This window comes from Vibrio sp. SCP2, assembly GCF_059295395.1.
The window spans coordinates 1-575 of the sequence record NZ_JCAFVV010000028.1 but is presented as its reverse complement, the minus strand read 5'-3'; the positions used below and the strand labels follow the sequence as shown (position 1 = coordinate 575).

The following is a 575-nucleotide window of genomic DNA, read 5'->3' as shown; positions in this document are numbered from 1 at the left end:
TAACGCCCTGTTAAGGTGTGAGCAACGCAATACAGAAGCCGCTGCAAACCACCTTAATCACTAAAATCAACGCATAGTAAAAATGCCACGCGTTGCGAATCACTCTTAAACAGTTTGTTATGTGGCTATTTTACATCTGTAGCATCCAAGTACTTTTCGAGCTTTGATGTTGCTAGTTTTGTAGCCATTGCTTGAGCTACCTTCCATACTGTCTCTATGGAATTTTCCTTGAGGTCTTCTTTTACAGCTTTCCAAATATTCTTTTGACGTAGTGCCGCCAAAAAGTCATGCCCTTGCGCTGTTAAACGCACATTACAGTCACACCAAGAAAAGTCATCAATATCATCGTAATCAGGGGTAAAAGGTGATCGACCATTACTAAAAAGATATTGGATAAAACCTTGGTCATGCAAAATCCCCATGTGAAAAGCAAATTGATTGTTTACTGAGCTAGAAATTTGGGAGATTTCACTGATAAGGGGGAAAGGTTTAGGAACTTCCTCAAATGCTTCTAGGAGTTGCTTCAAATACTCATAATCAACTTTCATTCTTGATTTTCCTAATAGTCACATAAC

1 protein-coding gene is annotated in these 575 nt (G+C 38.8%); it reads right to left on the bottom strand.

Annotated features, from left to right (window positions below; translation table 11 throughout):
* Positions 1-125: 125 nt before the first annotated feature.
* Complete coding sequence (locus AC5O63_RS22380) at positions 126-548, bottom strand: DUF2513 domain-containing protein (RefSeq protein ID WP_047483044.1); 423 nt, start codon at positions 546-548, stop codon at positions 126-128.
* Positions 549-575: the final 27 nt, after the last annotated feature.

Bases quoted from the DNA above. Each gene is read 5' to 3' on its own strand.
- AC5O63_RS22380 (WP_047483044.1), bottom strand. From the start codon at position 548: ATGAAAGTTGATTATGAGTATTTGAAGCAACTCCTAGAAGCATTTGAG.